The organism is Microbacterium flavum (assembly GCF_018717645.1).
GTDB lineage: Bacteria > Actinomycetota > Actinomycetes > Actinomycetales > Microbacteriaceae > Microbacterium > Microbacterium flavum.
This window is the reverse complement of the sequence record NZ_JAFLHG010000002.1, coordinates 151,872-169,311: the sequence shown is the minus strand read 5'-3', so window position 1 is coordinate 169,311 and position 17,440 is coordinate 151,872. Positions and strand designations below refer to the sequence as shown.

18 protein-coding genes are annotated in these 17,440 nt (G+C 70.8%); 12 read left to right on the top strand and 6 right to left on the bottom strand.

What is annotated here, in order from left to right; translation table 11 throughout:
* Positions 1-40: 40 nt before the first annotated feature.
* Positions 41-433 carry a prepilin-type N-terminal cleavage/methylation domain-containing protein gene (locus tag J0P97_RS15725; protein WP_215486261.1) on the bottom strand — a complete coding sequence of 131 codons (393 nt, stop codon included), beginning with the start codon at positions 431-433 and terminating at the stop codon, positions 41-43.
* A 679-nt stretch (positions 434-1,112) separates the two neighbouring features.
* Entirely contained in the window at positions 1,113-3,839 is a 2,727-nt protein-coding gene (gene adhE, locus J0P97_RS02835; RefSeq protein ID WP_215486260.1) for a bifunctional acetaldehyde-CoA/alcohol dehydrogenase, read from the bottom strand.
* 142 nt (positions 3,840-3,981) lie between these two features.
* On the opposite strand from adhE, the gene J0P97_RS02830 reads away from it, so the two are divergent.
* The 8 genes from J0P97_RS02830 to J0P97_RS02795 all read left to right on the top strand — a co-directional run bounded on the left by J0P97_RS02830 (position 3,982) and on the right by J0P97_RS02795 (position 11,117).
* Entirely contained in the window at positions 3,982-5,196 is a 1,215-nt protein-coding gene (locus J0P97_RS02830) for a lipase family protein (RefSeq protein WP_215486259.1), read from the top strand.
* A gap of 46 nt (positions 5,197-5,242) precedes the next feature.
* On the top strand, positions 5,243-6,604 hold the full coding sequence (locus J0P97_RS02825) for a flavin monoamine oxidase family protein (protein WP_215486258.1): 1,362 nt from the start codon (positions 5,243-5,245) through the stop codon (positions 6,602-6,604).
* A 99-nt stretch (positions 6,605-6,703) separates the two neighbouring features.
* Positions 6,704-7,129, top strand: coding sequence for a class Ib ribonucleoside-diphosphate reductase assembly flavoprotein NrdI (nrdI, locus tag J0P97_RS02820; protein WP_215486257.1), 426 nt, complete (start codon positions 6,704-6,706; stop codon positions 7,127-7,129).
* An 88-nt stretch (positions 7,130-7,217) separates the two neighbouring features.
* A complete protein-coding gene (locus J0P97_RS02815) occupies positions 7,218-8,030 on the top strand; it encodes a shikimate 5-dehydrogenase (protein ID WP_215486256.1) in 813 nt (270 codons plus the stop codon).
* A gap of 137 nt (positions 8,031-8,167) precedes the next feature.
* A complete protein-coding gene (locus tag J0P97_RS02810; protein WP_215486255.1) occupies positions 8,168-9,238 on the top strand; it encodes a CobW family GTP-binding protein in 1,071 nt (356 codons plus the stop codon).
* A gap of 60 nt (positions 9,239-9,298) precedes the next feature.
* On the top strand, positions 9,299-9,589 hold the full coding sequence (locus J0P97_RS02805; RefSeq protein WP_215486254.1) for a hypothetical protein: 291 nt from the start codon (positions 9,299-9,301) through the stop codon (positions 9,587-9,589).
* A gap of 82 nt (positions 9,590-9,671) precedes the next feature.
* A complete protein-coding gene (locus J0P97_RS02800; protein WP_215486253.1) occupies positions 9,672-10,490 on the top strand; it encodes a YidC/Oxa1 family membrane protein insertase in 819 nt (272 codons plus the stop codon).
* A gap of 9 nt (positions 10,491-10,499) precedes the next feature.
* The gene (locus J0P97_RS02795) at positions 10,500-11,117 is read left to right on the top strand and encodes a 2'-5' RNA ligase family protein (RefSeq protein ID WP_215486252.1); all 618 of its coding nucleotides are present in this window, start codon (positions 10,500-10,502) and stop codon (positions 11,115-11,117) included.
* A gap of 3 nt (positions 11,118-11,120) precedes the next feature.
* Here J0P97_RS02795 and J0P97_RS02790 read toward each other — a convergent pair whose 3' ends face one another.
* Both J0P97_RS02790 and J0P97_RS02785 read right to left on the bottom strand, forming a co-directional pair.
* Entirely contained in the window at positions 11,121-12,098 is a 978-nt protein-coding gene (locus tag J0P97_RS02790; RefSeq protein WP_215486251.1) for a zinc-binding dehydrogenase, read from the bottom strand.
* 84 nt (positions 12,099-12,182) lie between these two features.
* Positions 12,183-12,569: a DUF1304 domain-containing protein gene (locus J0P97_RS02785; RefSeq protein WP_215486250.1), complete on the bottom strand. Its 387-nt coding sequence runs from the start codon at positions 12,567-12,569 to the stop codon at positions 12,183-12,185.
* A 111-nt stretch (positions 12,570-12,680) separates the two neighbouring features.
* Here J0P97_RS02785 and J0P97_RS02780 point away from each other — a divergent pair, with 111 nt between their 5' ends.
* Together J0P97_RS02780 and J0P97_RS02775 are read left to right on the top strand one after the other, a co-directional pair.
* Positions 12,681-13,334 carry a TetR/AcrR family transcriptional regulator gene (locus J0P97_RS02780; protein WP_215486249.1) on the top strand — a complete coding sequence of 218 codons (654 nt, stop codon included), beginning with the start codon at positions 12,681-12,683 and terminating at the stop codon, positions 13,332-13,334.
* Between the two features lie 52 nt (positions 13,335-13,386).
* Positions 13,387-13,989: an HD domain-containing protein gene (locus J0P97_RS02775; RefSeq protein WP_215486248.1), complete on the top strand. Its 603-nt coding sequence runs from the start codon at positions 13,387-13,389 to the stop codon at positions 13,987-13,989.
* Positions 13,990-14,023: 34 nt separating this feature from the next.
* On the opposite strand, the gene J0P97_RS02770 is transcribed toward J0P97_RS02775, so the two are convergent.
* Both J0P97_RS02770 and J0P97_RS02765 read right to left on the bottom strand, forming a co-directional pair.
* Positions 14,024-14,578, bottom strand: a complete 555-nt coding sequence (locus tag J0P97_RS02770; RefSeq protein ID WP_215486247.1) for an AAA family ATPase — start codon at positions 14,576-14,578, stop codon at positions 14,024-14,026.
* A 68-nt stretch (positions 14,579-14,646) separates the two neighbouring features.
* Positions 14,647-15,108, bottom strand: coding sequence for a MarR family winged helix-turn-helix transcriptional regulator (locus J0P97_RS02765; protein ID WP_215486246.1), 462 nt, complete (start codon positions 15,106-15,108; stop codon positions 14,647-14,649).
* A gap of 111 nt (positions 15,109-15,219) precedes the next feature.
* Between J0P97_RS02765 and J0P97_RS02760 the strand changes: the two genes are divergently transcribed.
* Both J0P97_RS02760 and J0P97_RS02755 read left to right on the top strand, forming a co-directional pair.
* On the top strand, positions 15,220-16,407 hold the full coding sequence (locus J0P97_RS02760) for an MFS transporter (RefSeq protein WP_215486245.1): 1,188 nt from the start codon (positions 15,220-15,222) through the stop codon (positions 16,405-16,407).
* A gap of 45 nt (positions 16,408-16,452) precedes the next feature.
* Positions 16,453-17,289, top strand: coding sequence for an aldo/keto reductase (locus tag J0P97_RS02755; protein ID WP_215486244.1), 837 nt, complete (start codon positions 16,453-16,455; stop codon positions 17,287-17,289).
* Positions 17,290-17,440: the final 151 nt, after the last annotated feature.

The window sequence follows — 17,440 nt, the reverse complement described above, 5'->3', positions numbered from 1 at the left end:
CCCGCGCGGTGATCGGGCCGGCCTTGATCGGGCGGGATTGTCAGCAGCCGGGGCCGGAGGTAGCCGTGGTGAGGCCGTCCACAACGCCCGAGACGCAGTAGCCGTCGATCGCAGTCGTGCCTGTGTTGGTTAGCTTTATCCCGGAGAGCTGGGCGTCGCTCTGAGCGGCGAGAGCGGTCAGGTTTGCCGTGATGTCATCCTCGTTGCCCTGCGCGATGTCAGACGCAGTCTGGGACGCCCCGTTTCCGACGATCGATTCGAGAGCGCTCTGCTTCGCCTGGTCCTGAAGACCAAGGAAGACGGGGATCGCGATCGCGGCGAGGATGCCGAGGATCACGACGACGACGATGAGCTCGATCAGGGAGAAGCCTTCGTCGCCGTTCTCTTCGCGACGGGCCTTCACCGCCTCGACATAGTTCTTGATGCTACGCATGAGCGTGCCTTTCCTTGGGGGGATGTGCAGGTCACTCAGGCACGCCGAACGTACTCCGGGGGGAGGCGCACGTGCGGGGGGATCTCGGGGCTCCGGGGCTCCGGGAAGTGTGCTGAGAGGACAGGGAGGCTCATCTCGAGGACGGGCGACCCTCTCCGGATCACATCATGAGAGTTCTCTCATATTGTTGTCAATGGAGATTCTGAGACTTACGTGAAAATTGTTCGGATCGTTCGCAAATATACGTGTTGTGACGTATGTGACTGGAGTGATCCACTACGCGGTGCCCAGCCTCCCGCCGCCGTCCGCCTCGAGCCATCACGGTGGCGTCCCAAGCGGTGCGCGCCGTTCGAACTTCTGTGTGACGGTGCGACGCCCCCGGCTCCCCGACTCCTCACCCCGTCGGGGCGAGGCCACGATGACGATGCACCGTATCCACTGGCGACGTCGACGACAGATCCGCAACCTGACGAGGAGAAAGACGGGTCCGTCGCCCATCGCGACGGGCCGCACGCGAAGGCGACGCCTCCCCCGCCGTCTGAGCGATGCCCGCAGGACCGTCGATAGCTGCGAATGTCGTCACCCGCGGCTTGGAACCCCGCAGGCGCGACGAAGGGGGCCGGGTATGCTCCCCCGGCCCCCTTCGAGCTCGCTCCGCCGTTCAGGCGGCGATCGTCGCTCAGGCGGTGGTCTTCGTCCGACGCGCGCCCTTCGCGGTCTTCGCGGACACCGTCGTGACGCTGCCGGTCACGGCATCGCTCTCGACCTCGGCGCCCGCGCGCGCCCGCCGGACCTCCGCGAACGACGTGCCGTAGTACGCCGCCTCCATGAGCGTCTTCATGTCCTCGATCATCGGCATCCGCGGGTTGGCGGGAGCGCACTGGTCGCCGTAGGCCGCCATCGCGAGGTCGTGCAGACCGGAGATGAAGGTCGTCTCGTCGACACCCTGGGCCTGGAACGACCGCTCGATGCCGACGCGATCGCGCAGCTCCTCGACGGCGCGGGCGTAGCTCTCCACACCTTCCTCGGGCGTCTCAGCCGGAAGGCCGAGGTGCTTCGCGATCTCCTGGAAGCGCTCCGGGGCGACGTAGCGCTCGTACTTCGGCCAGCTCGTGAGCTTCGTCGGCACGCTGCCGTTGTAGCGGATCACATGCGGCAGGTACACCGCGTTCGTCCGGCCGTGGACCAGGTGGTAGGTGGCCCCCGTGACGTGGGCCATCGCGTGGACGATCCCGAGGAACGCGTTGCCGAACGCCATTCCCGAGATGGATGCCGCGTTGTGCATCTTCTCGCGCGCCTTGACGTCCTCGGCATCCGTCGAATTCGGCTGCGCCTTCGCCGACCGCTCGATGTTCTCGAAGATCAGCTTGATCGCGTGCAGGCACAGCCCGTCGGTGTAGTCGTTGGCGTAGACGGAGACGTACGCCTCGGTCGCGTGGGTGAGAGCGTCGAAACCGGCATCGGCGACGAGGAAGCCGGGGAGCACCCGGGTGAGCACCGGATCGATGATCGCGACCGACGGGGTCAGCGCGTAGTCGGCGAGCGGGTACTTCATCCCCGTCTCGTCGTCCGTGATCACCGCGAACGGCGTCATCTCCGAGCCCGTCCCCGAGGTCGTCGGGATGCAGACGAGCTTCGCGAGCCTGCCGAGCTCGGGGAACTTGAAGGCGCGCTTGCGGACGTCGAAGAACTTCTCGCGCATGTCGGAGAACTCCACCTCGGGGTTCTCGTAGAGGAGCCACATGACCTTCGAGGCATCCATCGGAGACCCGCCGCCGAGCGCGATGATCGTGTCGGGCTGGAACTGGCGCATCAGCTCGGCACCGGCGCGCACCTCGGAGACCTTCGGTTCGGGCTTGACCGTGTTGATGAGCTGCACCTGGACGCGGTTCTCGCGGCGGTTCAGGACGTCCATGATCTTGTCGACGTACCCGAGCTTCGTCATGGTCTCGTCTGTGACGATCGTGACGCGCTCGACCCCGCGCATGTCGCTGAGGTAGCGGATGGCGTTGGGCTCGAAGTAGGTCTTCGCGGGGATCTTGAACCACTGGAGGTTGTTGTTCCGACGACCGATGCGCTTGACGTTCACGAGGTTCACCGCCGAGACGTTGTTGGAGACCGAGTTGTGGCCGTAGGACCCGCAGCCGAGGGTCAGGGAGGGCATGAAGGCGTTGTAGATGTCGCCGATGCCGCCGAGCGCCGACGGGCTGTTCTCGATGATGCGGACCGCCTTGACGACCCTGCCGAACTCGGCGATGACGTCCTGATCGTTCGAGTGGATGGCACCGGAGTGTCCGAGCCCGTCGAAGTCGACCATCTGGCGGGCCAGGTCGATGCCCTCGGCCGGGCTCGACGCACGGAGCACCGCGAGCACGGGCGCGAGCTTCTCACGCGTCAGCGGCTCGTGCGGCCCCACGCCGGAGACCTCGGCCAGGATGATCGAGGTGTCCTCGGGGACGGTGAAGCCGGCGTGCTCGGCGATCCACTGCGGGCTCTGGCCCACGACCGCCGGGTTGAGCTTCGCGCCGGCGCAGTTCTCGCTGTTCGCGGTGACGCCGAAGATGAACTCCTCCAGCATCCGCTTCTCGTCGGGGGTCACCGTGTAGGCGTGCAGGCGGGCGAACTCGGCGAGGGCCTCGGCGGCGATCGGCTCGTCGAGGATGACCGCCTGCTCGCTCGCGCACACCATGCCCATGTCGAACGACTTGGACAGGACGATGTCGTTGACCGCGCGGCCGACCTTGGCGGTGCGCTCGATGAAGGCGGGGACGTTGCCCGCACCGACGCCGAGGGCCGGCTTGCCGCACGAGTAGGCGGCGCGCACCATGGCGTTGCCGCCGGTGGCGAGGATGAGTGCGACGCCGGGGTGGTTCATCAGGGCGCCGGATGCCTCCATCGACGGCTCCTCGATCCACTGGATGCAGTTCTCGGGGGCGCCGGCGGCGACGGCGGCGTCGCGGACGATCTTCGCGGCGGCGACCGAGCACTTCTGCGCCGACGGGTGGAAGCCGAAGACGATGGGGTTCCGGGTCTTCAGGGCGATGAGCGACTTGAAGATCGCGGTCGAGGTGGGGTTCGTGACCGGCGTCAGCGCGCAGATGACCCCCACCGGGTCGGCGATCTCCGTGATGCCGGTGATCTCGTCGTGCGAGATGACGCCCACGGTCTTCTGGCCGATGATCGAGTTCGTCACGTGCTCGCACGCGAACATGTTCTTGACGGCCTTGTCCTCGAAGAGGCCGCGCCGGGTCTCTTCGACCGCCATGACGGCGAGGTCGCCGTGATGGTGGAGGGCGGCGACCGACGCCTTCCTGACGATGTGGTCGACCTGCTCCTGGGTGAAAGATGCGTACTCTGCGAGCGCTGCCTGCGCGCCGTCGACCAGAGCATCGATCGAGGTGGACATGGGGGTTCTCCTACCCGGCGCGGACACGGTGTCCGCGTCATCGCTTTCCGGGTCCGAGGGGCTCTCGGGCCTGTCTTGACCTCAGTATGGCACATGTGGTCTGACCACACAAGATCCCGCCTGCTCCCAGTAGGCTCCGGGTATGGCAACGACGGCGGAACGTGCCCAGCGTCGCGCAGGGCGGCGCCGCACCTGGACCGCCTTCCTCGCCGCGACGCTCGCGATCGTGGGCGGGTTCGTCGCCGTCGGCGAGGCGCGCGTGGTCGGGGATGCCATCGAGCAGCGGAACCTCGCCGCGTTCTACGACCAGCCCGCGGGCGCTCTGAACGGCGCGGCGGGCACGGTCATCCGGAGCGAAGAGCTCGTCGGCGTCCCCTTCGACGCACGAGCGTGGCGCGTCATGTACCGGACGACCGACCTGCGCGGCGAGCCGGTCGTCTCGACGGGCATCGTGGTGACCCCGCTGGGCCCCGCGCCCGCGGGCGGGCGCACCGTGCTCTCCTGGGGGCATCCGACCACCGGAGCCTCCGTCGATTGCGCGCCCTCTCGCAGCTTCGACCCCTATGCCCTGATCGAGGGCATGCGCCTGCTCCTCGACCGCGGCTACACGATCACCGCGACGGACTACGTCGGCATGGGCACCGACGGCCCCGACTCGTACCTCGTGGGCGACACCGGCGGCAACGCCGTTCTCGACGCGGTGCGTGCCGCGCAGCACCTGCCCGCGGCGCATGCGTCGGACCGCGTCGTCCTTTGGGGGCACTCCCAAGGTGGGCAGGCCGTGCTCTTCGCGGCGCAGCGCGCGCCGGAGTACGCACCGGAGCTCGCCATCGAGGGCGTCGCGGTCGCCGCCCCGGCGGCAGATCTCACCGCGCTTCTCAGCGACCACATCAACGACATCTCCGGCGTGACGATCGGGTCGTACGCCTTCGCCGCCTACGCGCAGGTCTACGCCGACCGCGGCGCGACGATCGAGAGCATCCTGACGCCCGGGGCGCAGAAGATCCTGCCGCAGATGAACGAGCTGTGCCTGCTCGCCAACATCGGCAGGCTGCACGAGATCGGTGATCCGGTCGTCGGGCACTTCGTCACCGCCGACCCGGCGAAGGTGCAGCCGTGGGCGGGCATCCTGCAGGAGAACTCGGCGGGCGGCGTGTCCTTTTCCGCTCCCCTCTTCGTGGCGCAGGGCCTCGACGACACGCTCGTCGTGCCGACCGCGACCGAGGACCTGGTCGCCCAGGAGCAGGCGATCGGGATCGACGTCGAGTTCCATCCGATCTCCGGCGCCGACCACGGGACGATCGCCTATCTCGCACTGCCGTCGCTCATGGCCTGGCTCGACGCCCACCATCTCTAGCATCCGCCCGTTCCCGCCCGCTCAGCCGTCGAAGGAGACGCCGCCCATGACCGACATCGACACGATCGTCATCGGCGCCGGCATCGCCGGGCTGACGGCGGCGCGCCTGCTCGCCGGCGCCGGCCGCCGGGTCGTCGTCCTCGAAGCGCGGGACCGGATCGGCGGCCGCGTCTGGACCGACCGCACGGGCGGCTTCGTCACCGACCGGGGCGCGTCCTGGATCCACGGCATCCTGGACGCGCCGGTCTTCGACGCTTCGAGCGCCTTCGGCATGCCGATGATCGAGTTCACGGTCGGCGGGTACCAGCCCGACAGTCGCCCCATCGCGCACTACGCGCCCACGGGCGTCCGGCTCTCCGCCGAGGACGCGGCCCGCTATGTCGCCGACATCCATGCGGTGGATGCCGCGATGGCCGCGGCGATCGAGGCATCCGCCCCCGACGCCTCCTACCGCGACGTCACCGAGGTCGCTCTCGCCGCCGTCGGCGCCGCTCGCGGCTGGGACGGAGAGCGCGCGCAGCGCGTGCGGGAGTACCTCGAGCATCGCAGCGAGGAGCAGTACGGCGCGTGGATCGAGGATCTCGCGGCGCACGGCCTCGACGATGATCAGATCGCCGGCGACGAGGTCGTCTTCCCCGAGGGGTACGACGCACTCGCGCGGGGACTGGCGGACGGGCGGAGTGACGGCCTCGACGTGCGACTGTCGACCGTCGCGACCCGGGTCGAGTGGCGCCCGGACGGTGTGGACGTCGAGACCGATCGCGGCCCCTTCGCCGCTCGGGACATCGTCATCACGGTGCCGGTCGGGGTGCTGCAGTCGGCGGACTTCTCGATCGAGCCCCCGCTGCCTGCCGAGGTCGCCGAACCGCTGTCGCGGCTGCGCATGAACGCGTTCGAGAAGATCTTCCTCCGTTTCGCCGAGCGGTTCTGGGACGACGACGTCTACGCCATCCGTCAACAGGGACCGGAGGGCGCGTGGTGGCACTCCTGGTACGACCTCACCGCGCTCCACGGCGGACCGACGCTGCTCACCTTCGCCGCCGGCCCGGCCGCGCGGGCGACGCGGGACTGGTCGGATGCCGAGGTCGTCGGCTCGATCATGACCCAGCTCCGGCGGCTGTACGGCCCGGGGATCCCCGGGCCGGTCGCCGTGCAGCGCACCGACTGGCAGGACGATCCGTTCGCCGGTCACGGGTCGTACGCGTACATGACCCTCGGATCGCGCACCTCCGATCACGACGCGCTCGCCACCCCCGTGGGCGGTGTGCTCCACCTCGCCGGCGAGGCCACCTGGACGGACGACCCGGCCACCGTCACCGCGGCTCTGTGCTCAGGGCACCGCGCCGCCGAGAACGTCCTCGGCCGCGCGATCCCGATCGAGCGCGCGTGGGGCGGCGGGCTCGGCTGAGGCGCACCGATCCGGGTGGGTCCCGGTGCGACTCCGGAGCGCACTTTCCTCCGGCCACCGAGCCGCGCGGTCCGCCCCTGCGCGGCGCACACTGGGTGGGTGGCATCCGTTCCCGTCTACTACTACTCGTCGGTCTCGAATCTGACCGGCCGGTTCGCCGAGCACCTGGCCGCGCAGACCGGACGCGAGGTGCACAATCTGGCGGATGCCGCGGTGCGCCGCCGCGAGGTCGAGGCACCTTGGGTGCTGCTGACCCCCTCCTACAAGGCGGGGAACGCCGACGAGGTGACCCTTCCCGCCCCGGTGAAGGCGTTCCTGCGGTCGCCCGCGAATCGCCGTCGCCTCGTCGGGATCATCGGCTCGGGCAACCGCAACTTCGGCGAGTACTACCAGGCTGCCGCGCGGGAACTCGCGGCGGCATCCGGGCGTCCCGTGCTGTTCGAGTTCGAGCTGTCCGGCACGCCGGAGGACGTGGATGCCTGCGCCCGGATCCTCGACGAGCTCGACGCCGCGCTCGCGCGCTGACCTCGCCGGTGCGTGCACACTGGTACGACACGACCTACGCGCTCCGACGACGCCCGCGGACGACCTCACCCGAACCGGAAAGCCCCTCATGAACACGCTGTCCAAAGACACCACGCTCTGCATCTCGCTCGCCGGCCGCCCCTCGAACCTCGGCACCCGGTTCCACAACTTCCTCTACGCCGAGCTCGGACTCGACTTCGTCTACAAGGCGTTCACGACGACGGACATCGTCGGAGCGATCACCGGCGTGCGCGCGCTCGGCATCCGCGGAACCTCGGTCTCGATGCCGTTCAAGGAGGACGTGATCGCCCTCGTCGATCAGATGGATGCCTCGGCATCCGCGATCGACTCCGTCAACACGATCGTGAACGACGACGGGATCCTCACCGCCTACAACACGGATTACGAGGCGATCGCCACCCTTCTCGCCGAGCACGCGCTGGACCCGGCGGACAGCGTCCTCGTCCGCGGCTCCGGGGGCATGGCGAAAGCGGTCGTGGCGGCCTTCCGGGGCGCCGGGTTCGACGACGTCACGGTGGTCGCGCGCAACGCGGACCGCGGCCCCGCGCTCGCCGACGCCTACGGCTACGCCTGGACGCCGACGGACCCCGCCCCCGGTGCGGCGATCATCGTCAACGTCACGCCGCTGGGCATGAACGGGTCGGATGCCGACGTGCTCTCCTTCACTCCGGAGCAGATCGATGCGGCGACGACGGTGATGGATGTCGTCGCCTTCCCCGCGGAGACGCCGCTCATCCGGGCCGCCCGCGCGGCGGGGCGCAAGACGATCACGGGGGCGGAGGTCATCGCCCTCCAGGCGGCGCGTCAGTTCGCGCTGTACACCGGGGTCGCGCTGACGCCCGACCAGATCGCCCGCGCGTCCGCGTACTCCCGCGAGTGACGCTGCCTCTGCGGCTGCCGTTGACGCTGCCCCCGCTGGCGCTGGCGCCGGCGCCGCTGGCGCCGGCCCTCGGCGAGAATCGTTCTCACTAGACTGAGATCCACACCGCAGCGCCGACGGAAACGGGTGACCACGCCATGCCCCACCGGGACCCCGCGGTCGGACGCTTCGGGCGCGTGCCCGTGGTCGCGATCACCGGCCACCTCGGAGCGGGCAAGACCTCGCTGCTGAATCATCTCCTGCGCACGCCGGGGGCCCGGATCGGGGTCGTCGTCAACGACTTCGGCGCACTGAACGTCGACGCGGCCCTCGTGACGGGTCAGGTCGACGATGCCGCGGGCATCTCCGGCGGATGCCTGTGCTGCCTGCCCGACGCCGGCGGCTTCGACGACGCCCTGGAGCGACTCGCGCATCCGCGGCTGCGTCTGGACGTGATCCTCGTGGAGGCCAGCGGCGTCGCCGACCCGGCGGCTCTCGCACGCGTGATCCGCTTCAGCGGAGTGGAGCGCGTGCGCCCGGGCGGCCTCATCGACGTGATCGACGCGGTCGAGCACTTCCGCACCATCGACACCCGGCCCGAGCCGCCCGCCCGGTACGGCGCGGCGACGCTGGTCGTGATCGGCAAGAGCGATCTGCTCCCCCGCGCCGAACGAACGGCGACCCTGCAGCGCATCGCAGAGCGCGTTCGCGAGCGCAATCCGCATGCGCAGCTCGCCCTCTCCCGGCAGGGCCGCATCGATCCGGCGCTCGTCTTCGATGCCGTTCGTGAGGACGATCCCGATGACGAGCTGCCGATCGCCGCGCTCGTGCGCGAGGAGGCCGAGCGGGCTCATCACGGGCGCCCGAGCGAGCACCCTGACCACGAACACGCGCACGCTGCGAGCGTGGCTCTGGCCGGCTCCGTCGATCCGACCGCGTTGATCGATCTGCTGGAGGATCCGCCCGCGGGCGCCTACCGCCTCAAGGGCCGCGTGCGGGTCCGCGGACCGCGGGCCGAGCGCGGCTACCTCGTGAACCTCGTCGGCCGAACGGTCCACATCGCGCCGCTCCCCGACCCGCCCGCCGTCGGCGAGCTCGTCGCGATCGGACTTCATCTGGACGCCGTCGATGCACAGCGGCGGATGGAGGCGGTCTCCGCCGTGCCGGTCGAGCGGCCGGATGCCGCGGGCCTGCGCCGCCTGCAGCGCTACCGACGCCTCAGCGACTGAGGCGTCGGCGGATCGCCCGGCGTACACTGGCCCCATCGTCGGGAGGGAAGGGGGAACGGCATGATCGACACGGTCATCGGGTTCCTCCGCGAGGTCGCCGCGTGGCTCGGCATCCTCACGCCGATCGATCCCGGCCTGACGGGTTCGCTCGCCGCCCTCACCGTCGTCCTGGTCGCCGTCGCGGTCCTCGCCGTGACGGCCATCGCCCTCGCCGCCCCCGCGCGACCTCGAGGCGCGCGCGGGCATCCCACACGCCGCGCCGAGCTCGCGGCGCCGCTGACCCAGAGCGACCCCGACGCGGCCGGGCACATCCTTCGTCGCGGTCCCGGCCGGGCGGCACCGGCCGCGTAGCGTCGATCCGCCCGGGCCCGCGCCCCGGCATCCCTTCGCGGCCGATCAGCCGACCCTGATCGCTCCGACGAACGGATGCCCCGTGGACCTCACCGCACTGCCCCTGATCTCTGCCCTGCTCGATGCCACCTCCGCCGGCCTCCTGGCCCTGATCTCCGCCCTCAGACCGCTCGCCGGACCGCTGTCGGCGACCCTCGCGGTCACGATCGTGACCCTCGTCGTGCGGGTCGCCCTCATCCCGGCCGGCGTCGCCCAGGCGAAGGCAGACCGGACCCGCGCCCGGCTCGCGCCGCGCCTTCGCGAGCTGCAGAAGCGTCACCGCGCCGACCGTGAGCGGCTGCAGCGCGAGACGATGGCGCTCTACCGCGCCGAGGGCGCGTCGCCGTGGGCGGGATGCCTCCCGCTTCTGATCCAGGCTCCGATCGTGGGGCTCCTGTACTCGGTGTTCCTGCACCCGGCGATCGCCGGCCACCCCAACGGTCTCCTCTCCGAGACGCTGTTCGGCGTGCCGCTCGGCACGAGCCTGGCCGGCGCCGTCGCATCCGGCGGCGCGAGCGTCGCCACCTGGACGGTGATCGGCGCCGTCGTCCTGGCGATCGCCGCGGTGGGCGAGCTCACCCGGCGGATGTTCCGCCCCGCGGCATCCGCCGCGCCCCGGACGGGTGCGGGCGGGTCGGGCGGGGTGGGCGGGTCGGGCGGGGTGGGCGGGTCGGGCGGGGTGGGCGGGTCGGATCCCGCGGTCCCGGCGGTTCCCGCGGGGCTCCTCGGCGCGCTGCAGTTCATGACGGCGGTCGCGGCGGTCTTCGTCCCGCTCGCCGCGGGGATCTACCTGCTCACGACCGTAGCGTGGACCCTCGGCCAGCGCCTCGTCCTGCGGCGGATCTTCCCGCCCGAGGCGTAGCGTCGGAACATGGCGGATGTCGTCAGCATCGAGTTGCTCTTCGACGCGGAGACGGAGTCCGTGGTGCGCGCCGACTGGGAGCGCCTCGCCGCCGCGGGGCACTCGAGCCTCGCGGCGCATCGCGCTCCGAGCAACCGGCCGCATCTCACGCTGCTCGCGCGCCCCGCCGGTCGTCACGCGCCCCGCGCGACGGCCTTCGCGGGCGCCGCGGCGCTGCTGCCGGTGACGATCCTGCTGGCCGAGCCCATCGTCTTCGCCCACGGTGACCGTGGGGTCCTCGCCCGGCGGGTGGTTCCGACCCCGGAGCTCCGGATGCTGCAGGCGACCGTCCACAGCGCGGCCGAGGCCCGCATTCGGGAGGAGATCGGCACTCGGGAGGGCGGATTCCCCGCGATCCGTCCTCCCGAACGCCGAAACCCTCCGGAGAGCTTCCACACCTCCCCCGGAGAGTGGATGCCGCATGTCACCCTCGCGCGACGCCTCCGTCTGAGCGCTCTCGACGACGCGCTGGCCCTGCTCGCCGACCCTGGCGAGGAAGGCCCACCCCTCGCCGGGGTCGGCGAGGGGCTGCGCCACTGGGACGGGTCCGCGCGCGTCGTCACCCCGATCGAGCCCGTCGCAGGCTGATGGTCAGGGCTGCAGGAGGAGCTTTCCGACGCGGCCGGGCTCGACGTTCGCGCGAGCAGCGCCGGAGGCATCCTCGAACGGGTGCACGGCGGCCACGGGCAGGTCCAACGACCCTTCGGCTACGCGCGTGAGGATCTCCCCGATCAGGCCGGCGCGCACGCCCGGGTCCATCGCCTGACTCACCTTGCTCCCCCAGAAGCCCTTCACGGTGATCTGACCGAAGATGACGCGCCCCGAGGAGAGCTGCATCGTCGGGGCTGCCATGGCGCCGAACACGACGAGCGTGGCATTCTCAGCCAGCAGCGACAGCACGTCGTCGCTCGCCGATCCTCCCACTGAGTCGACGCCGTCGACGACCGGTGCTCCGCCGGTGATCGCGAGCGCACGACCCTGCCACCCGTCTTCGTCGGTCGCGACGGCGTCGGCGATCCCCGCGGCGGCGAGTTCGGAGACACCCTCCCCGCGACGGACGAGTCCGAGGACCCGGACGCCGCGCGCGGCGGCCAGCTGGGCGACGAGCCGGCCGACGGCCCCGTTCGCCGCGTTCTGCGCGATCCACTGTCCCGGCTCCACGTCGAGCGAGTCGAGCAGGCTGAGTGCACTGAAGGGCATGGAGACGAGCTGCGCGGCCGCACCGTCGTCGATCGCGTCCGGCACGGGGATCAGCGCCGCGGCGGGCGCGACGAAGAACTCGGCCCAGACGCCGAACGTCCCCCCGGTGACGACGCGCTGGCCGATGTGAAGGGTCTCGACGCCCTGACCCAGCGCATCGACGAAGCCGACGGCCTCCGTCCCCGCGCGAGCGGGAAGCTCCGGCCGGAACCCGTACGTGCCGCGGATCGTCCAGAGATCGTGATTGTGGATCGGGCTGAGGAGGGTGCGGACGCGCACCTGGCCGGGGCCGGGCTCGGGGGTGTCGACGTCGACGACGTGCAGGACCTCGGCCGGGTCGCCGAACGAGTCGTGGATGAGTGCGCGCATGGGGATGTCCTTCGGGGGTCGGGGGGTCGGGGAGTCGGGGGGTCGGGGGTCGGGGGCGGAGTCGGATCGAGCGCAGGGGGCGGCTCAGACGAGGATGCCGATGACGAGGGCGAGGACCGCCAGAAGCGGCAGCGTGCCCTGGCTCACGGCCGCGCGCCGCTTGTCCGGCGAGCTCAGCAGGAGGACGAGCGCCGCCGCGAGCATCGAACCGGTTGCGGTCAACGCGAGCGTGAGGCCGACGGCAGGTGCGCCCGCGGTCGTCACGATGACACCGAGGATCGCGGCGATCGCGAGGAAAAGGTTGTAGAAGCCCTGGTTGAACGCGAAGGCGCGCGTCGCCTCGCGTTCGGAATCCGGGACGCCGAACGTCTTCCGTGCCTGTGGACCGTCCCATGCGAGCGACTCCATCCAGAAGATGTAGACGTGCAGCGCGGCGGCGAGCGCGGTCACGATGAGGCCTGCGACGATCATGGCTGCTCTTCTCGGGAGTTGTCGTGGGTGAGATGCGGTGACGGATGCCGGTTATTGGACCAGCCGTTCCAATATATACTGGAATGGACGTTACGCAAACGGGAGGACGGAATGGGACGGACACGGACGTTCGATGAAGCCGACGCGGCCAGGTCCGCCCTCGGCGTGTTCTGGGACCACGGATTCGACGGCGCGGCCGTGCCGGATCTCGAGCAGGCGACCGGTCTCAGCCGCTCGAGCATCTACCACAGCTTCGGCAGCAAGCGCGGCCTCTTCGACGCCGCCGTGACGACGTATCTCGACCAGGTCGTGCGGCCCCGCCTGGCGCCGTTGCAGGCGCAGCACGTGGCATCCGACGCCCTCGCGGGCTACCTGCACGGCCTCCGACGCGTGATGGCCGATCACGCACTCCCCCTCGCCGCCCACGGCTGCCTGCTGCTGAACACCGCGACCTCCCCGATCGGCGCCGACGACGCGCTCCGCGACATCGTCCGCGACTACCGGCGGGAGCTCGCCCTCGCCATCGCCCGCGGCGTGGAGGCAGCGCGTCCCGAGCTGGATTCTGAGGCATCCGCCTGCCTCGGCACCGCCTGCACCGCCCACGTCATCGCGGCGATGACGCTCGTCCGCGTGGATGCCGAGGGCGCCGTCGCGCTGCTGGACAACGCTCTCACCCTGCTGACGGCCCCCATCGCCGGCGCCGCCCGCGCCTCCGACGACGCCGCCGCGCACTCCTCCGAACGGGGGATGGCAGGAAGACGCTGACGCTCGGCAGTCGACGGCGTTCGCGGGAGCCGATGCCGCGCGACACTGAGGTGTGCAGATCGCCGACTTCTCCCCGCCTGACACTCCGGCCGCTCGCGGCGCGCTGGCGCTCGCTCGGGAGTACCAGTCCCCCGCTCTCACGGCGCACGCGATCCGATCCTGGCTGTGGGCCGAGGCCTTCGCCCGCGTGGACGGCATCGCCGGGATCGATCACGAACTCCTCTACGTCGCGGCCATCCTCCATGACATCGGTACCGTGCCGGAGTTCGACAACCACCGCCTCTCCTACGAGCACGCCGGAGGCCACGTGGCGGGGGCGGTGACGGCAGGTGCGGGGTGGCCGACGCAGCGACGTCTGCGGGCGGGAGAGGTGATCGTCCGCCACAACCAGGAGAGCGTCGACCCGGCAGTGGATGCCGAGGGTTATCTGCTCGAGGTCGCCACCGCGCTCGACATCTCGGGGTCGCGCCCCGACGCGCTCCCCGCGGGCTTCGTCCGCGAGGTGCTCGCCGCGCACCCCCGCGGCGACCTCGCGGCCGAGTTCGGGGCGTGCGTCGTCGACCAGGCAGCCCGCAAGCCGGACACCGCCGCGCGGCGCCTCGTCGACGGCGGGCTCCTCGACAAGCTCGCCGCGCACCCGTTCGAACACCGCTGACGCCGCCTTGCTCCCGCCTGTCCGGGTGCCGGGCTCACGCGGGCGTCAGCAGGTACTCCCCACCGGCGAGCGCGGTACGGACCGCGGCGACGGTCTCCCCCGGCGTCTGCATCGTCGAGTCGATGACGTGACGCTCGAGGTCCCCGAGATCGACGAACTGGTCCCACAGCGCGGTGACCGGCCCGGCGTCCACGAGCGCCTCCGCCCCGCTGCGCGACTGCGCGCGCCGGAGCGCCTCCTCCCGGCTCGGACGGAGGACGACGAGATGCACGCGCGGCGGCGCGACGGCATCCGATGCACCGGATCCGTCGAAGTGCGAAAGCATCCACGGCCCGATGACACCGTCGACGACGGTGGTGAAGCCGCCCGCCGCATACCTCCACGCCGCACGCTGGATGACGGCCATGACCGTCTGGTTCTGCGCGTCGGCCTCCGGGAGGTACGGCGGCACGCCGCCGGACACGATCATCCGCCAGAAGTCATCCATGTGCAGGTGGACGGACCGCGCGAAGGCGGCGGCGACCCGCCGCGCGACCGTCGACTTCCCCGATCCCGGCGAGCCCGAGAGCAGGATGACGTCGGCGCTCATCGGCTCAGCGTACCGAGCCCCGTCGCCCGGCAGCGCGCCGGCGAGGATGCCGCGTATCGGGGCGAGCCTTACAGCGAGACGCGCGTCGGCAGGGCGAGCTCGTGGAGTGCCTCCACGACGGGGGCGAGCTCGGGCCGCGTCTCCGCGTCATCGAGCGCTCGCTCGAGTGCGCGGTCATGGATCGGGCGCGCCCGCTCGTAGAGCTGCCGACCGGCTGGGGTGAGTTCGGTGTAGATGCCCCGGCGGTCATCGGCACAGAGCACCCGAGTGAGGAGCCCGCGATCCTCCAGCCGGGTCACGAGCCTCGTGGTCGCACTGGCGCTGAGCGCGGCGGCGCGAGCCAGCTGCTGCATCCGCATGTGCCAGCCGTCCTGTCGATCGAGCGCGTCGAGGACGGTGTACTCCACGACGGAGAGCCCCGCGTCATCACTCAAGGCGCGCTCCAGGGCGGATTCGATCAGTCCGTGCAGCGCGGCGAGCGTGCGCCAGCCCTGCGCGCGGATCTCGACGGCGTCGTCGGCGATTCCCATGCGTCCTCCAAATAGTTGCTTGCGCGCTGTACTTGCGTGTGCAACAATATTTCCTGCCCGCGCAATATCAAGCGCGTGCAACTATGTCCTCAGTGTAACAGGAGACCCCTCATGCCTCTAGGCCTCATCGCTCTCGCCCTCGGGGCGTTCGGCATCGGCTTGACCGAGTTCGTCATCATGGGACTCCTTCCGGAGGTCGCCGCGGACTTCGCCGTCTCCGAGACGGCTGCCGGGTGGCTGATCTCCGGATACGCGCTCAGCGTGGTCGTCGGCGCGCTCTTCCTGACCGCCGCGACGACGCGCCTCCCCCGCAAGCCCGTCCTGCTCGGTCTGATCGTCCTCTTCATCATCGGCAACGTGCTCACCGCCATCGCCCCCGATTACGGCGTCGCCATGATCGGCCGGATCATCGCCGCCCTGTGCCATGGCGCGTTCTTCGGGATCGGGTCGGTCGTCGCCGCGAGCCTCGTCCCGCCCGCCAAGCGGGCCGGTGCGATCGCGATCATGTTCACCGGCCTGACCGCCGCGAACGTCTTCGGTGTCCCCTTCGGCACGTTCCTGGGTCAGCAGCTGGGCTGGCGCTCCACGTTCTGGGCGATCTCCGCCATCGGCGTGCTCGCCTTCATCGGGATCGCGGCGCTCGTGCCGGCGCAGGACGGTGATGCGCAGAAGGTCAGTCTCCGCTCCGAGCTCACCGCCTTCCGCTCCGGCCAGGTCTGGCTCTCCCTCACCGTCACGATCCTCGCGTACGGAGGGATGTTCGGCGCCTTCACCTACATCGCCTACACCCTGACCGAGGTGAGCGGATTCTCAACCGGCGCCGTGCCCTGGCTGCTCGTCCTCTTCGGGGCCGGCCTGGTCCTCGGCAACTGGCTGGGTGGGCGCCTCGCCGATCGGTCGGTGGACGGCACCCTGCTCTTCTTCATCAGCGCCCTCGTCGTGGTGCTGGCGCTGTTCGCCGCGTTCGCCGGGTCGGGCACCGCCACGGTCATCGCCCTGTTCCTGATGGGCGGGTTCGGCTTCGGGACCGTTCCCGGCCTGCAGAGCCGCGTCATGACCTATGCCGGCAATGCCCCGACCCTCGCCTCCGGCGCGAACATCGGCGCGTTCAACATCGGCAACGCCCTCGGGGCGTGGGCCGGCGGCATCGGCATCGCCGCGGGCTTGGGCTACACGTCCCCGATCTGGATCGGCGCGATCATCACCGCTGCCGCCGTCGTCGTGATGGTCATCGCCGCGGTGACCGCGCGCCGGGACGTCCCGGTCCGTCCCGCCGCGAGCGCCGTACCCGCCACCTGACAGCTCCCCCACCCGACCCCCGCACCACCAGAGAGAAGAGCCCTCATGAGCATCACTCCGACCATTCCGACCGTCACCCTGAACAACGGGGTCGACATCCCCCAACTCGGGTTCGGCGTCTTCCAGGTTCCCGACGACGCGACCACTGCCGCCGTCTCCGCCGCCCTCGCGGCGGGGTCCCGCAGCATCGACACGGCCGCGATCTACGGCAACGAAGCCGGCGTCGGCCGCGCGCTGGCTGAATCCGGCCTCGCGCGAGACGAGCTGTTCGTCACGTCCAAGGTGTGGAACGCCGACCACGGGTACGACGCGACCCTGCGCGCGTACGATGCCAGCCTCGCCGCGCTCGGCCTCGATCACCTCGACCTCTACCTCATCCACTGGCCGACTCCCGACCGCGAGCTCTACGTCGACACATGGCGCGCGCTCGAGAAGCTCGCAGCCGACGGTCGGGTGCGCGCCATCGGGGTGTCGAACTTCGAGCCTGCGCACCTGGACCGCATCATCGACGCGAGCGCGGTCGTGCCCGCCGTCAATCAGGTGGAGCTGCACCCCGCCTTGCAGAACCGCGAGGTCATCGCGGCGGACGAGCGCCACGGGATCGTGACCGAGGCGTGGAGCCCGCTCGCCCAGGGAGCCGTCCTGAAAGACCCGGCCATCACGGCGATCGCCGCCGCGCACGCCAAGACGCCGGCGCAGGTCGTGCTGCGCTGGCACCTCCAGCAGGGACGCGTCGTCATCCCCAAGTCGGTCACCCCGCACCGGATCGCCGAGAACCTCGACGTCTTCGGCTTCACGCTGAGCGCCGACGAGCTGGCCACCGTCGACGCCCTCGACCGCAACGGCCGCACCGGCCCGCACCCGGCGACCTTCCACGGGTGAGGCGGCGGAACCGGATGCCGCGCGGCTCTCCCTGGGCCGCAGCGGGGACGGCGCCCCGGCATCCGGTTCCGGGCACGCCCCGGCATCCGGCGTCGCCTCGAGGACGGCATGACTCCCGGAAGCCGGAGCGACATTCGAGACGTCACCTCCC

What these genes read in the sequence shown, in the direction of transcription:
- J0P97_RS15725 (WP_215486261.1), bottom strand. Translation starts at nt 433, where the DNA reads ATGCGTAGCATCAAGAACTATGTCGAGGCGGTGAAGGCCCGTCGCGAA.
- adhE (WP_215486260.1), bottom strand. Translation starts at nt 3,839, where the DNA reads ATGTCCACCTCGATCGATGCTCTGGTCGACGGCGCGCAGGCAGCGCTC.
- J0P97_RS02830 (WP_215486259.1), top strand. Translation starts at nt 3,982, where the DNA reads ATGGCAACGACGGCGGAACGTGCCCAGCGTCGCGCAGGGCGGCGCCGC.
- J0P97_RS02825 (WP_215486258.1), top strand. Translation starts at nt 5,243, where the DNA reads ATGACCGACATCGACACGATCGTCATCGGCGCCGGCATCGCCGGGCTG.
- J0P97_RS02815 (WP_215486256.1), top strand. Translation starts at nt 7,218, where the DNA reads ATGAACACGCTGTCCAAAGACACCACGCTCTGCATCTCGCTCGCCGGC.
- J0P97_RS02810 (WP_215486255.1), top strand. Translation starts at nt 8,168, where the DNA reads ATGCCCCACCGGGACCCCGCGGTCGGACGCTTCGGGCGCGTGCCCGTG.
- J0P97_RS02805 (WP_215486254.1), top strand. Translation starts at nt 9,299, where the DNA reads ATGATCGACACGGTCATCGGGTTCCTCCGCGAGGTCGCCGCGTGGCTC.
- J0P97_RS02795 (WP_215486252.1), top strand. Translation starts at nt 10,500, where the DNA reads ATGGCGGATGTCGTCAGCATCGAGTTGCTCTTCGACGCGGAGACGGAG.
- J0P97_RS02790 (WP_215486251.1), bottom strand. Translation starts at nt 12,098, where the DNA reads ATGCGCGCACTCATCCACGACTCGTTCGGCGACCCGGCCGAGGTCCTG.
- J0P97_RS02785 (WP_215486250.1), bottom strand. Translation starts at nt 12,569, where the DNA reads ATGATCGTCGCAGGCCTCATCGTGACCGCGCTCGCCGCCGCGCTGCAC.
- J0P97_RS02780 (WP_215486249.1), top strand. Translation starts at nt 12,681, where the DNA reads ATGGGACGGACACGGACGTTCGATGAAGCCGACGCGGCCAGGTCCGCC.
- J0P97_RS02770 (WP_215486247.1), bottom strand. Translation starts at nt 14,578, where the DNA reads ATGAGCGCCGACGTCATCCTGCTCTCGGGCTCGCCGGGATCGGGGAAG.
- J0P97_RS02765 (WP_215486246.1), bottom strand. Translation starts at nt 15,108, where the DNA reads ATGGGAATCGCCGACGACGCCGTCGAGATCCGCGCGCAGGGCTGGCGC.
- J0P97_RS02760 (WP_215486245.1), top strand. Translation starts at nt 15,220, where the DNA reads ATGCCTCTAGGCCTCATCGCTCTCGCCCTCGGGGCGTTCGGCATCGGC.
- J0P97_RS02755 (WP_215486244.1), top strand. Translation starts at nt 16,453, where the DNA reads ATGAGCATCACTCCGACCATTCCGACCGTCACCCTGAACAACGGGGTC.